The organism is Paraburkholderia sp. Cpub6 (assembly GCF_014201065.1).
GTDB lineage: Bacteria > Pseudomonadota > Gammaproteobacteria > Burkholderiales > Burkholderiaceae > Paraburkholderia > Paraburkholderia tuberum.
The window spans coordinates 13711-27816 of sequence record NZ_JACHDM010000023.1 but is presented as its reverse complement, the minus strand read 5'-3'; the positions used below and the strand labels follow the sequence as shown (position 1 = coordinate 27816).

The window sequence follows — 14106 nt, the reverse complement described above, 5'->3', positions numbered from 1 at the left end:
CATGAGCCTCGTGTATAGAACATCCGTTCTTGCCGTGACAGCGGCACTCGCATTGACGGCCTGCTCGTTCGGTCCCAGCGGCGCGCCCCCGGCGATGCCTTCGCCTGCGCACTACGGTGCCGGGGCACAGCCGGCGAAGACCGTCGCAGCGGGCGGCGTGGCGCAGCAGTTCGATATCGGCGCAGTGGGCGTTCCACAATGGTGGCGGCTTTACCGGTCCGACGCGCTCGATGCGCTCGTCGAGGAAGGCTTGCGCAACAGCCCCACGCTCGGGGCTGCGCAGCGGACGCTGGCGGCCGCGCAGCAGGAGTTGCGCGCCCAGGTCGGCGCATCGACGCTGCCTTCAATCGATGGTGCCGCACAAGTCGATCGCGGGCGTTCACCGCTTGTGCCCGGCATTGGCCCCAGCGAGGTTCGCTATAACTTTTTTGCCGGACAGGTTCTCGCGTCCTACACCTTTGACCTGTTCGGTGCGACGCGTTCGGCGAACGCGGCCAGCGCCGCTCGCGTAGACGTGCAGGCGTATCAACTGGAGGCGGCGCGGCGCGCGCTGGCGGCAAACATCGTCGGTACGACGATCAGCGTGGCGGCACTCGATCGCCAGATCGCGCTCACCGAACGGCTCGTCGCCGTGGCCAGGACGGCCGCGGACGAGGACCAGCACCGCTATGCACTCGGCTCGGTCTCGCGTGCGCAGGCGCTTGCGTCGACGCAGGATGCGGCTTCGGCTGCGGCGAGTCTTCCTGCGTTACGCCAGCAGCGCGCCACAGCCATCCATGCGCTCGCGGTGCTGATGGGCCGCACGCCGGACAACGCCCCGGCCGTTCCCGATCTCGACAGCCTGGTGTTGCCCGAACACGTGCCTGTCGAGGTGCCGTCGGTCCTGCTGCGTTCGCGCCCCGACGTTCAGGCAGCCGACGCCGCCCTGAAGGCCGCAGCCGCCGATGTCGGCGCTGCGACCGCGCAGCTCTTTCCGAGCCTGTCACTGACGGGCTCGATGGGCCGCGGCGGCTTTAGCTGGCCAGCGGTGCTCTCAGGCGCGGGCGGACTCTGGGCCATTGGTGCGAGCCTGACGCAACCGATTTTCCATGGCGGCGCGCTGCTCGCGCACCGCAAGGCGTCGATCGACGCTTACGATGCGGCGGTGCTGAACTACAAGTCCACCGTTCTGTCGGCGTTCCAGAATGTCGCGGATTCGCTTGCCGCACTGGAAAACGACGCACAGACACTCGCGTCGACGGAAGCGGCGGCGGAGGCCGCGAGGGCGGCATTCGATGATACGGCGTCGCGCCATCGCATGGGCTCCCTGCCTTCTACGGCACAGTATGCCAGTGAGCAGCGGTTTCTAAGTGCACAGCTCAGCTCGATTCGCGCTGCAAGCCAGCGTATGAGCGATACTGCGGCGCTGTTCCAGTCGATGGGCGAACTGCCGGCCGGTCAGTCGGTAGCCGCGTCAAGAGAATGATCGTCCCTCGATGAGTTCGGGATGAGCGGCCCTTGACCGGGTCGCCATCCATCGAGAGTAGCTGTGGTGCCAGGCGCTAGTTAGGCACCCACAACATAAATGAGCCGGCATTTCAGCCGCGTCGAATGACACCAGAAAATTCATCCTGGTCGGTCCGTGTGGAGCGTCAGAAACTGATTGCCTGCCAGGAATGCGATCTGCTATTTCGCAAACCTTCGCGTCTGAAAGGGCAGGTTGCCAGTTGTTCGCGCTGCGGTGCGAGCCTGAAAGGGATGCATGGCACCGGGCTGCCGCTTGACTGGATCTGCGCTGTGACCCTTGCGCGGTTGATCGGCTTCACCCGGGTCGCGGCCAATCCGGATAGCTGGGAAGGCTGGTACTGGGGCGCCATGCAGCATTTCGTTAACTCGATGCGCGTCGGCGTGCCATCCGGCAATAGTGGCGTCGAGGATTGCCTGAAGGAAGCCGACATGATCGTGTTCTGGTCCTGCGATCCCGAAAGTACCAACGGGGCCTACGCGGGATTCGAGGGCACGCCGCGGCGCCTGTGGGCCAAGGACCTCGGCATAGAGTTCGTTCATATCGACCCACACTGCAACCCTACCGCGCAGTTGCTGGGCGGGCGCTGGATTCCGGTCCGACCGCAAACCGATGCTGCTCTCGCCACCGCCATCATGTACGTATGGGTCATGGAGGGCTTGTACGACGAGGATTACATCGCCACCCGCACGACCGGATTCGACGAGTGGAGGGCCTATCTTCTGGGCGAATCCGACGGCGTTCCCAAGACGCCCGAGTGGCAGGAGGGCGAAACCGGCGTGCCCGCCAAGGACGTCCGTGCGCTTGCGCGCCGATGGGGAAAAAAGAAGGTCCATCTCGCGGTCGGAATGACCGGCGCGGGATTCGGCGGCGCGGGCCGCGGCGCCACCGGAGCGCAATCGGCGCGCTGCATGTCAGGGATGGCACATAACCTCAGACGCTCGTGCGAGGCCAATCACGGCGGCGTACGCATGCGAACAACGGCCATTCGCCAGGCATGGTCGGAGCCGAGCCGCTGCAGCCGACTTCTATCCCAACTGCATCGTTCGCTCATAACACGCACACGCGGACGGCGAAAATCTACGAGCCTACAGGCTGGCTCGTGTTTTGCCGGTCGATCCCGCGGTTCTGGCAAGTTCACCATGGCAATCCGTCTTCTAAAAGTACTCGTCATACTGCTGGTGTCAGGCGCAGGCTTCCGCCCAGTCGCGGCGCACGCGTACGCGCTTGATGGGCAATTCGACTGCAGGGCGAGTCCACACGCGTTTATCGGGCAGCTCATCAACAACCAGTACATCGACCCGAATCCGATGTACGTTGAGGCGAATTCGGTCAACGCGTTTCGGCCAGCGCAAGGCAGCGACATAACGGCCTTCGGCTTTCGTGTCTACGCCGTGCTTGGGTACGAGCAGGACGACGGGACGTTCAAGAAGGGCCGCGGCAATGCGTTCGCGGGCCCGCTGTACGGCGCTGTGCTGTCCGCTCCCAGCGACGCGGTCGAATCGCGCGTGCGCGATGCTGGCAGCAACGCTACCGTGCGCATGGTGATTCCGTTGTTGCTGACCGCGGTGGTCTGCAGCCCGTCTTGACGCGCGGCGTCCGTACCTTCACGGTGGAAGGCTTCCTGTCTGCCACGCCTCTTCGGCGTCGAAGTCAGGCTGGAGCCTGCCAATGACCGCTTCTCCAGAGAGCCGAATGGGTACTTCCCACCCATTGAACCCGGCACCCCATCTGCGGCAGCTATTGAATCCCTGAGCTGCCATTCGCCGATTTGCTTATCCATGTTTGTCAAGCGGTGTTGATCGGTTTAACGGAAGACTTCTGGCGGTCTATTTGGCAGACGAATCGTTGGTGGACCACACCCGCACCGTCGCGATGATCGAGGCGGACAACGGGCACAAGCATGAGCCGGCTCGCCAACGCATCCGCGTTGGGGCGTCCCCGCCTGCTCAACGATCGGAACTGGGACGACTATAATTTTTAGTTCAGGGGATCCGCATCTTTGGCAATGAGGCGAAGCTTGGCGCACTTGCACCTGGACTTGCAAAGTCGCTCACCGATTCTGCGCTACGGCTTATCCGTCGTCTGCGTTGGGGCTGCACTTGGGCTGGCGCTCGTGTTCCGGTTTTTCGGGATCCACGACATCTACGGGTCCCCTTTTAACTTCGCCATCGGGGTTGCTTGCTGGTACGGAGGGGTAGGGCCTTCCGTGCTGGCAGTCGTGCTATCGGTGGCATCCTACGATTATTTTCTTTCTGAGCCGCTGTACACCATCGGTCTTCTAAGCAAAAATTTTCCGCGTTTTTTAGTTTTCACGGCATGGGGCTTGACCTTTGCCGGTTTCGTCGCTGCGCGACGGCGAATCGAAACTGAGCTTCGTCACACCAGCGATCGCCTTCAGGCCGAATTGCAACAGAGTCAGCATAAAGAAAGCGAGATTCACAGGCTCAATCAGGAAGTCACCGCGCGGGCTGAGCAGCTTGAAACGAGTAACAAGGAACTGCAATCCTTCGCCTATTCCGTCTCGCACGATCTACGCGCGCCACTTCGCCATGTGATCGGATACTCCGAGCTACTACAAAAACAGGCGGCTTCTTCGCTCGATGATAAAAGTCGTCGCTACATACAAACGATTGTCGAGGCGGCAAAAAGAATGAGTAACCTGATCGACGATTTGCTGGCCTTTTCCAGGGTCGGACAGGTGGAGACCACAAAGACGCCGGTGAGCCTCGATCAGCTCGTCAAGGAGGTCGTTGCGGAGATCGGGCAAGAAACGAGCGGGCGAGACATTGTATGGACAATCAACGCTCTTCCGGTCTGCTACGGGGATCGTCCCATGCTCCGACTGGTTATCGCCAACCTCGTCGCCAATGCGGTGAAATTCACACGCATGCGAACGCGGGCCGAAATCGAGATTGGTTGCGTGGACCCGAATAAAGACGTGGTGGAGGTGTTTGTGAAAGATAATGGTGCAGGCTTTGACATGCGGTATGCGCATAAACTGTTCGGCGTTTTTCAACGTCTGCATCTCCCGGAGCAGTTTGAAGGTACTGGCATCGGACTAGCTATCGTTCAACGCATCATCGTCCGCCACGGAGGCAAGGTCCGTGCAGAGGGGAGGGTGGATCAGGGCGCTACTTTCTATTTCTCAGTGCCTAAGGCACGCGGTGCAACGGCAAAGACTGCGAGGACACCATGGACCAACTAGGACGCATTCTGCTCGTCGAGGATGACCCGAGAGACGTCGAACTTACCCTAACAGCGCTCGATGAATACAACCTGGCAAATGAGGTTGCGGTGGTCCGCGACGGACAGCAAGCCTTGGATTACCTCTATTGCAGGGAGGAATTTGTCGATCGCTACGACGAGAACCCTTCAGTCATGTTACTGGATCTGAAACTCCCCAAGGTCGATGGCTTGGAAGTCCTGCACACAGTGAAGTCGGACGAACGTTTGAAGCTCATTCCCGTGGTGGTGCTCACATCGTCGCACGAAGAGAAAGATATGATGCAAAGCTATAAACTCGGGGTAAACGCGTACGTAGTAAAGCCGATCGACTTTCATGAATTTATAGATGCCATCAAGGAGCTAGGCGTATTCTGGGCACTGATCAATGAGCCGCCGCCAGGCAGCACAAGGAAGGGGCAATAATGTCGGGGCTTCGCATTGTGTTGCTGGAAGATAACGCGAATGACGCCGAACTCATTCAAGAGTTCCTTCAAGCCGATCATCTCTGCTGCGAAATCGTTCGCGTGCAATCGCGTGCGGACTTCGAGGCTGCGTTGAAAACCGTTGGAATCGACCTGATTCTCGCGGATTACAAACTTCCGGCGTTCGACGGCCTCTCGGCATTGGAGGTCACTCTGCGCGAACGTCCCGAGGTGCCCTTTATCCTGGTTTCCGGCACGCTTGGCGAAGAACTGGCGGTAGAGGCGCTGAAGAGTGGCGCTACCGATTTTGTTCTGAAGACGCGGCTGTCGAGGCTCGTGCCCGCAGTGCGGCGCGCGCTGCGCGAAGCAAGTGAGCGAGCCGAACGCAAAAGTGTCGAGCAGGCGCTACGCCGGAGCGAGATGTATCTGGCGGAAGCCCAACGACTAAGCCACACAGGGAGTTTTGGCTGGAACCTATCGAGCGGCGAGATCTATTGGTCAGATGAGACTTATCGAATATTCGAGCTCGACGCTGCCATCAAGCCCACCGTGCAGGCCATCATCGACCGGACGCATCCGGACGATCGTGTCCGTCTGCAGCGAATCATTGACCGCGCCGCAAGCGAAAGGATTGTATTTGCGGCCGAGCATCGTCTGCTGATGGCTGATGGTTCTATCAAGCACGTGCGAACTGTGGCGCATGGCGTGAGCGGCCGTGATCCGGATCGCTTCCGTTTCGTGGGCGCGGTAATGGATATCACCGAGCGCAAACGCACCGAACAAACACTGCTCGAACGCGAGTCGAAGATCCGGCGCCTCGTGGATGCCAACATCATCGGGATCATCGTCTGGAATTTCGATGGTGAGATTCTCGAGGCCAATGACGCATTTCTGCGCATCGTGGGATACGAGCGTGAAGATATAGGCTCAGGTCGCGTAGGCTGGAGGGATCTGACGCCGCAGGAATGGCTCCCGCGCAGCGAACGGGCCCTGGTGGAGGCCGGGCAGACGGGGCGCGCCCAGCCTTACGAGAAGGAGTACATCAGGAGGGACGGTAGCCGTGTGCCCGTTCTGGTCGGTTTGGCCACGTTTGACGCAAGCGGGACGGAAGGTGTGGCATTCGTCGTGGATCTGACCGAGCGCAAGCGTGCCGAAACCGAAGCCCACGAGAGCGATCGGCGTTACCAGGAGGTGCAAAGGGAGCTGGCGCACGCGAATCGTGTCGCAACCATGGGCCAACTCACGGCCTCGATCGCTCATGAAGTCAACCAGCCGATCGCCGCGACGGTCACCAACGCTCAGGCGGCGCTGCGATGGCTCGCCGGCCAGCCTCCTGAAGTCGAGAAGGCCCGGCAGGCGCTCGGCCGGATCGTCGACGACGGTAACCGAGCGGGGAACGTAATCGGCCGCATCCATGAACTGATCAGGAAGACGCCGCCACGGAAGGAACCGGTGGACATCAACGAGGCAATCCGCGAGGTGATTGAGCTCACCCGTGGCGAAGCGTGGAAGCACGGCGCCTCGGTGCAGACGCATCTCGCGGACCGGTTACCGCTAGTTGAAGGAGATCGGGTCCAGTTGCAACAAGTCCTCCTTAACTTGCTCATCAACGCGATGGAGGTTATGAGCGGTGTCAGCGATGGCGTGCGGGAACTGCTCATCAGCACGGCAAGAGCCGACTCGGGCTGTGTACTCGTGACGGTGCTCGATTCGGGGCCTGGCTTTGCCGCGGACAGTGCCGAGCGCCTTTTCGCTCCTTTCTACACCACCAAGCCGACCGGTTTGGGGATGGGGCTGCCGATCTGCCGTTCGATCGTCGAGGCACACGGCGGCCGATTGTGGGCAAGCGCGAACGTGCCGCACGGCGCGATCTTTCAATTCACGGTGCCCGCCCATCCAGACGCTTCATCGTAACTGCGAGCAGCACGAGAACTTCCTCGCGCTGCTGTCCGTCCGTTGGCCAAGGCAGAGATGCTATGTGGGACTACCCAAGCCAGACCCGTGTAGGGCAACGTTAATTAAGTCCACCGAACCGGTACGTCAGGCGTCAGAGATCGGATCGAACGAGGAAGGCGAAATTCACGTCAGTGCGAGAATCTGTCGGTCACTCCGTGTACTGAGAAACCCAATATGGGCTCCGACCTTGCCGGATAAAACCCAAGGAAAATCATACTTTGCCTGGACGGATTGGCTAAGATGTCGGAGGTTCGCGCGCGCTCCGGATGACGACAAAGCCTTGCCGCATTCCGATGCGCCGCGGCGTCGCGCCGGGAAAACAGAAAACGTTGTCACGCTCCCGCTCGGAGGCCATTCATGACTATTGGCGTATATGCCACGCTGGTCGCGACGTCGCTCGTGCTGCTGCTCGGCGAAAAGCTCGTGCAGTGGATCGGCGTGCTAAGGACCTATTCGATCCCGGCGCCGGTGGCAGGCGGGCTCATCGTCGCGATCTGCGTGCTGATCACGCGCCTCACCACCCACGTGCAGGTCAGGTTCGATTCGACGGTGCAGGCGCCGCTGATGCTCGCGTTCTTCTCGACGATCGGTCTGAACGCGCATCTATCAAGTTTGAAGGCGGGCGGCCCGGTGTTGATCCGCTTTCTCGCGCTGGTCTGCGGGCTGCTGATCCTGCAGAACGTGGTCGGCTTGCTGCTCGCGTTCGCCCTCGGCGTCGATCCGCTGCTTGGGATTCTCGGCGGCTCGGTCACGTTGTCGGGCGGCCACGGTACTGGCGCCGCGTGGAGCCAGATCTTTGCCGAGCGTCACGGACTGGAGTCGGCGACCGAGATCGCGATCGGCTGCGCGACGTTTGGACTCGTGATGGGCGGCGTGCTCGGCGGTCCGATCGCACGGCTGCTGATGCGGCGGATCAGCGCCGACGAGTTGCTGCGCGTCAAACAGCTAGAGGACGAAACGCTGGTCTTCGAAGAACCGAAGGCGCAGCAGGCCACCACGCCCGCCGCGATCATCACGACGCTCGCGCTGATCTCGATCTGCCTCGCGGGCGGCGAAATGTTTGCCGACTGGATCGCGGACACTGCGTTCGAATTGCCGACGTTCGTCTGCACGCTGTTCATCGGCGTGATCCTGAACAACGTGCTCGCGCTCGTGCGTGTGCGGATCGACCAGCACGCGGTCGCGCTTGTCGGCAACGTCGCGCTCGCGCTCTTTCTCGCGATGGCGCTGATGCGGCTCGACCTATGGGGGCTTGCCGCGCTCGCGGTGCCGATCATCTCGATCCTCGCGGCACAGACGCTGCTGATGGCGCTCTACGCGGTATTCATCACGTTCCCGGCGATGGGCCGCAACTACGACTCGGTCGTGTTGTGCGCGGCGCAATGCGGCCTCGGACTTGGCGCCACGCCGACCGCGATCGCGAACATGCAGGCGATCACGAACCGCTTCGGCCATTCTCATATCGCGTTCCTGATCGTGCCCTTGACGGGCGCGTTTTTCATGGACATCGTCAACGCGATCATCATCAAACTGTTTCTCGCGCTGCCGTTTTTCCATTGAGCAGCGGTGGCATTGGCACATCAACCCGAGCGGGCAAATACCATGAGCGATCCACGACACATCGCACCCGACAGTACCGCCGCGCGCGTCGCGTTATGGCGTGCGCTGCACGTGCAGGCCGACGCGCCGCCGCACGTTCTCGAAGACGAAGTCGGCTTGCAGTTGCTGGCACCCGCCGAAGACTGGCGCAGCCGTGGCGATATGGATCCGCGGTTCACGCGGCCGTTTCGCGCGTCGATCGTCGCGCGCGCGCGCTTTATCGAGGACCTGATCGTCGAGCAGGCCGGGCGCGGTGTGGATCAATACGTGATTCTGGGCGCCGGTCTCGACAGCTTCGCGCAACGCCGGCCCGACATTGCGTCGCGGCTCACCGTGTTCGAGGTCGACCCGCCGGGACCGCAAACGTGGAAGCGTCAGCGGCTCGGCGAGCTTGGTTTCGGCCTGCCGGACTGGCTGCGTTTCGTGCCGGTCGACTTCGAAGCGGGCGATAGCTGGCGGCAGCGTCTCGTCGCCGAAGGCTTCGACGAAAGCAGGCCGGCCGTCGTCGTGTCGACCGGCGTCAGCATGTATCTGACGAAAGAGGCGAATGCGGCGACGCTGCGCGAAGTGGCCGGGCTGGCGCGCGGCTCGACGTTCGCGATGACGTTCCTGTTGCCGCTGGAGATGGCGGACCCGGACGTGCGCCCCGGACTCGAAATGGCAGAGAAGGGCGCGCGTGCGAGCGGTACACCGTTCATCAGCTTCTTCATGCCGCAGCAGATGATCGCCATGGCGCGTGAAGTCGGATTTGACGACGCGCGGCACGTGTCGGCGGCGGATCTGACGCAGCGCTACTTCGCGGCTCGAACGGATGGGCTGCGACCGCCGGGCAATGGGGAGGAATTGCTGGTGGCGAGCACCTATGGGCGATGACGTCAACCGAAGTTACCAACCCGGCATGTGAGTCGTGAATACGCAATCGCTTTCCCCGCACCGCTATAATCGCGCTCGACCATGGCCTCCGAAGTCTACTCATGAAAAAGATCGCTGCCTTCGCACTCGTCGCATGCGCACTCGCCGCCTGCTCGTCCCCGGAAAAGCAGGCGCAACGCGCCCAGCAGGAGATCCTTCATAGCGAGCCGAACCTTCGCGCCGCGCAACGTGACGCGGTGATCGACTGCACACCGGCGAATTGCGATGCCGCGTGGGCGGCGACGAAACGCTATATCGAGCAGCATTCCGACACGCACGTGATCCGCGCGGACGCGGTCGCGATCGATACCGACGTGCCCGACGATTCGGGCAAAGCCGCTTTCTCAGCGACCCGCGCGAACAGGAGCACGGGCGGCGCGACGCTGTCGCTGTTCGCGCAGTGCCGCGGCATGTATGGGCCCGACAACGCGAAGGGCGACGACTATGACGCGTGCGCCGAGAAGATCCTGAAGATTCAGAACGGCTACGTGCCATATCTGCGCTCGCACGCATCGGCGCAATAGGCGGCAAGCTACCGGAACCACGGGGCCCCGAACGCGGCACTTGCGGAGCGATTCGCCGAACCCTCGCCACGATGCGGCGGGAGGCGCTATGCTGATGCCTCTTCGCCTCGCGGAATTCTCATGCAAGCTCCAGGCGCAACCGTACCGATCTCGCTCGTCAACGGGTTCCTCGGCAGCGTCGGGACGCGGCCGGATATCGTCGACCGCCATCTGTCGGGCGCGAACATTCCGCGCGCGCTTCTGGACCAGCCTGGAGCGCGCGTCACCGAGGAACAGTTCTCCACGCTCTACCGCTCGCTCGCGATCGAACTCGACGATGAGATGCCCGGCGTTTTCTCGCGCCCGCTGCGCAGCGGCGCGCTCAAGTTTCTCTGCCTGAGCCTGCTGGATGCGCCGAATCTCGAATCCGCGATGCACCGGTTCGGCCAGTTCTTCCATCTCGTGCTGGACGACTTCCGCTTCGAGTCGCGCCGCGGCGACCTCGTCACGAGCCTGGCGCTGCGTCCGGGAAGCACGGGAGCGCTACCCGGCATGCTGGGCCAGGAACTGATGCTCAAGCTCGCGCATGGGATCGCGTCCTGGCTGATCGGTCAACGGATTGCGTTGTTGCAGGTGCAGTTCGCCTTTCCCCGTCCCGCTCACGCGCTCGAGTATCTTTATCTGTTTCCCGGACCGGCGAAGTTCGACTGCAATCAGACCTCGATGCAGTTCAGCAGTAGCTATTTCGACCTGCCCGTGCGTCAGCGCAAGGCGAACCTGCGCAGGTTTCTCGCTCGCGCGCCGGAAGACTGGATCTTCGTTTCGTTCAACGAGCAGCTGTTCAGTCATCGCGTGCGGGAACATCTCGCGTCCCGGCTGCCCGACGTCCCGTCCATCGAAGAGGCGGCGGAAGCCCTGCACTGCTCGGTCAGAACGCTGTGCCGTCATCTTGCCGCCGAGGGCACGGCGTTCCAGGTGCTCAAGGACGAATTGCGCCGCGACATCGCGATCCAGCGCCTGACGGGCACGCACGAGCCCATCGCCATCATCGCGGGCGACGTCGGCTTCGGCGACCCCACCGCATTCCACAGAGCGTTCCGTCACTGGACCGGCAGCACCCCGGCGGCCTATCGCCGGGGTGGCTGATCGCGTCATATCGATCCGTCTGCAACACCCGCCGACGCAGTTCTCACGGGGCGCTTACTCCCTCCGACGTGGCCAGAGATGTCAATAGATCGTCCGGTTTGGACAACCGGGCAGGGCCCGTTCGACGCTACGATTCAGCCATACGTTACCCCGGCCGCATCGGTGCCAGACGGGTGACTTTCCCTACGGACTATCTGATCGGAAGAATGGTAATGAGCTACGTCGCGCCTCTCAAAGAAATGTTGTTTGCACTCACGGAACTGGCCGGAATCGACCAACTGGCGGGCTTGCCCGGCTGCGAGGACGCAACCGCCGACACCGCTCGCGCGGTGCTCGAAGAGGCCGCGCGGCTGCACGAAGGCGTGCTCGCGCCGCTGAACGTCGACGGCGACCGCAGCCCGAGCACCTGGAAGGACGGCGTGGTGACCGCCACGGCCGGTTTCAAGGACGCGTTTCGCCAGTTCAGCGAAGGCGGCTGGCAGGGTTTGCAACATCCGTCTGAATACGGCGGTCAGGATCTGCCCAAGCTGCTGTCGACGCCCTGCATCGAAATGCTCAACGCCGCCAACCTGTCGCTGGGGCTGTGCCCGCTCCTGACCGACGGCGCGATCGAAGCGCTGCTGACGGCAGGTAGCGAGGAGCTGAAGCAGCGCTACGTGCCGAAGATGATCGCAGGTGTTTGGACCGGCACGATGAATCTGACCGAGCCGCAAGCCGGCTCCGACCTCTCGCTCGTGCGCAGCCGCGCCGAGCCGCAGGGCGACGGCTCGTACCGGATCTTCGGCACGAAGATTTTCATCACCTGGGGCGAGCACGACATGACGGAAAACATCGTGCATCTGGTGCTCGCACGCACGCCGGGCGCGCCTGAAGGCGTGAGAGGCATTTCGCTGTTCGTCGTGCCGAAGGTCCTCGTCAACGAAGACGGCTCGCTCGGCGAGCGCAACGACGTTCACTGCGTATCGATCGAACACAAGCTCGGCATCAAGGCGAGCCCGACCGCCGTGCTGCAGTTCGGCGATCACGGCGGCGCGATCGGGCAGCTCGTCGGCGAGGAGAACCGCGGTCTGGAGTATATGTTCATCATGATGAACGCCGCACGCTTCGCCGTGGGGGTACAGGGCGTGGCGATCTCGGATCGCGCGTACCAGCAGGCCGTCGCGTATGCGAAGGAGCGCGTGCAGAGCCGTCCCGTGGATGGCTCCGCGAAGCAGTCGGTCGCCATCATCCAGCATCCCGACGTGCGGCGCATGCTCTCGACCATGCGCGCGCTGACCGAAGGCGCACGCGCGCTGGCCTATGTGTCGGCGTCGCATTGCGATCTCGCGCATCGTCATCCGGACGGCGCGACGCGCGCGAATCATCAGGCGATCTACGAATACCTGGTGCCGATCGTGAAGGGCTGGAGCACGGAGATGTCGCTGGAGGTGACGAGTCTCGGCGTGCAGGTGCACGGCGGCATGGGCTTCATCGAGGAAACCGGCGCCGCGCAGTACTACCGCGATGCGCGCATTCTGCCGATCTACGAAGGCACGACGGCGATCCAGGCCAACGACCTCGTCGGCCGCAAGACCATGCGCGACAACGGCGAGGTGGCCGGGATGCTGCTCGCGCAGATCGACGCGACCCTGGCCGCGGTGCAAGCGCACCCCTCGTATGGTTCGAGCGCGGCTTTTCAGGCGATGCATCGTCATCTGTCCGCCGGCCGCGAGGCGTTGTACAGCGCGGTGCGCTACGTGGTCGAGAACGTCAAAAGCGATCCGAACGCGGTGTTCGCCGGCAGTGTGTCCTATCTGATGCTCGCGGGTATCGTGCTCGCGGGTTGGCAAGTCGCACGGTCGCTCGTGCTGGCGGCCGACAAGCGCGACGAAGATCCGTCCTTCCATGACGCGAAGATCGCGACCGCGCATAGCTACGCGACGCAGGTGCTGCCTCGTGCAATCGCGCTCGAAGCGGCGGTTCGCGGTGCTCGCGATGGCGAAGGCGCGCTGGCGTTGCGCGAAGACCAGTTCTGATCGATCAACGGACGTAATGTGTCATTCAAAGCGGTAGGGCTCGGCCCTATCGGTGTGGGAAGGAGAGTGTTGTGAGAGTTCTTGTAGCAGTCAAGCGAGTGGTCGACTACAACGTGAAGGTCCGCGTGAAATCGGACGGTACGGGCGTCGATATCGCGAACGTGAAAATGTCGATGAACCCGTTCGACGAAATCGCGGTTGAAGAAGCGGTGCGTCTGAAGGAAGCGGGCGTCGCGACCGAAGTGATCGCCGTGTCGGCGGGTGTGACGCAGGCGCAGGAAACCCTGCGCACCGCGCTCGCGATCGGCGCGGATCGCGCGATCCTGATCGAATCTGGTGAAGACCTGCAGCCGCTCGCCGTCGCGAAGCTGCTCAAGGCGCTCGTCGACAAGGAGCAGCCGCAACTGGTGATCCTCGGCAAGCAGGCCATCGACGACGACTCCAATCAGACCGGCCAGATGCTCGCCGCGCTCGCGAATCTGCCGCAGGCGACGTTCGCGTCGAAGGTCGTCGTGGCGGACGGCAAGGCGACGGTGTCGCGTGAAGTGGACGGCGGCGCGGAAACGCTGTCGCTGACGCTGCCGGCCGTGGTCACGACCGATCTGCGCCTGAACGAGCCGCGCTACGTAACGCTGCCGAACATCATGAAGGCGAAGAAAAAGCCGCTGGAAACGGTCAAGCCCGAAGACCTCGGCGTCGATGTCACGCCGCGTCTGAAGACGCTGAAAGTCGCCGAGCCGCCCAGGCGCTCCGCCGGTGTGAAGGTGCCGGACGTGAAGACGCTGGTCGAGAAGCTGAAGACCGAAGCGAAGGTGCTGTGA

Annotated in this window: 10 protein-coding genes and 1 pseudogene; all 11 read left to right on the top strand. The window is 62.6% G+C overall.

The window, feature by feature from the left end; all coding sequences use genetic code 11:
* The first annotated feature begins 1 nt into the window (after position 1).
* The 11 genes and pseudogenes from HDG33_RS28500 (at position 2) to HDG33_RS28445 (ending at position 14106) form a co-directional block, all read left to right on the top strand.
* Positions 2–1465 (top strand): efflux transporter outer membrane subunit, encoded by a 1464-nt coding sequence (locus HDG33_RS28500; protein ID WP_184037078.1) that lies wholly within the window; start codon positions 2–4, stop codon positions 1463–1465.
* 314 nt (positions 1466–1779) lie between these two features.
* Positions 1780–2418: pseudogene (locus HDG33_RS28495) on the top strand (pyrogallol hydroxytransferase large subunit); the annotation flags it as partial.
* 1106 nt (positions 2419–3524) lie between these two features.
* Positions 3525–4712 (top strand): PAS domain-containing sensor histidine kinase, encoded by a 1188-nt coding sequence (locus tag HDG33_RS28485; protein WP_184037076.1) that lies wholly within the window; start codon positions 3525–3527, stop codon positions 4710–4712.
* Complete coding sequence (locus HDG33_RS28480) at positions 4700–5155, top strand: response regulator (protein ID WP_184037074.1); 456 nt, start codon at positions 4700–4702, stop codon at positions 5153–5155. The genes HDG33_RS28485 and HDG33_RS28480 overlap by 13 nt, the downstream gene beginning before the upstream one ends.
* Complete coding sequence (locus HDG33_RS38120; protein WP_184037072.1) at positions 5155–7068, top strand: hybrid sensor histidine kinase/response regulator; 1914 nt, start codon at positions 5155–5157, stop codon at positions 7066–7068. Before HDG33_RS28480 ends, HDG33_RS38120 begins: the two co-directional genes overlap by 1 nt.
* Before the next feature lie 399 nt (positions 7069–7467).
* Positions 7468–8670 (top strand): sodium/glutamate symporter, encoded by a 1203-nt coding sequence (gltS, locus tag HDG33_RS28470; protein WP_184037070.1) that lies wholly within the window; start codon positions 7468–7470, stop codon positions 8668–8670.
* A 42-nt stretch (positions 8671–8712) separates the two neighbouring features.
* Positions 8713–9582, top strand: a complete 870-nt coding sequence (locus HDG33_RS28465; RefSeq protein WP_184037068.1) for a class I SAM-dependent methyltransferase — start codon at positions 8713–8715, stop codon at positions 9580–9582.
* Positions 9583–9683: 101 nt separating this feature from the next.
* Positions 9684–10145, top strand: coding sequence for a hypothetical protein (locus HDG33_RS28460; RefSeq protein ID WP_184037065.1), 462 nt, complete (start codon positions 9684–9686; stop codon positions 10143–10145).
* A 120-nt stretch (positions 10146–10265) separates the two neighbouring features.
* Complete coding sequence (locus tag HDG33_RS28455; protein ID WP_184037062.1) at positions 10266–11270, top strand: AraC family transcriptional regulator; 1005 nt, start codon at positions 10266–10268, stop codon at positions 11268–11270.
* Positions 11271–11482: 212 nt separating this feature from the next.
* The gene (locus tag HDG33_RS28450; protein WP_184037059.1) at positions 11483–13285 is read left to right on the top strand and encodes an acyl-CoA dehydrogenase; all 1803 of its coding nucleotides are present in this window, start codon (positions 11483–11485) and stop codon (positions 13283–13285) included.
* 71 nt (positions 13286–13356) lie between these two features.
* Positions 13357–14106 carry an electron transfer flavoprotein subunit beta/FixA family protein gene (locus HDG33_RS28445; RefSeq protein WP_184037056.1) on the top strand — a complete coding sequence of 250 codons (750 nt, stop codon included), beginning with the start codon at positions 13357–13359 and terminating at the stop codon, positions 14104–14106.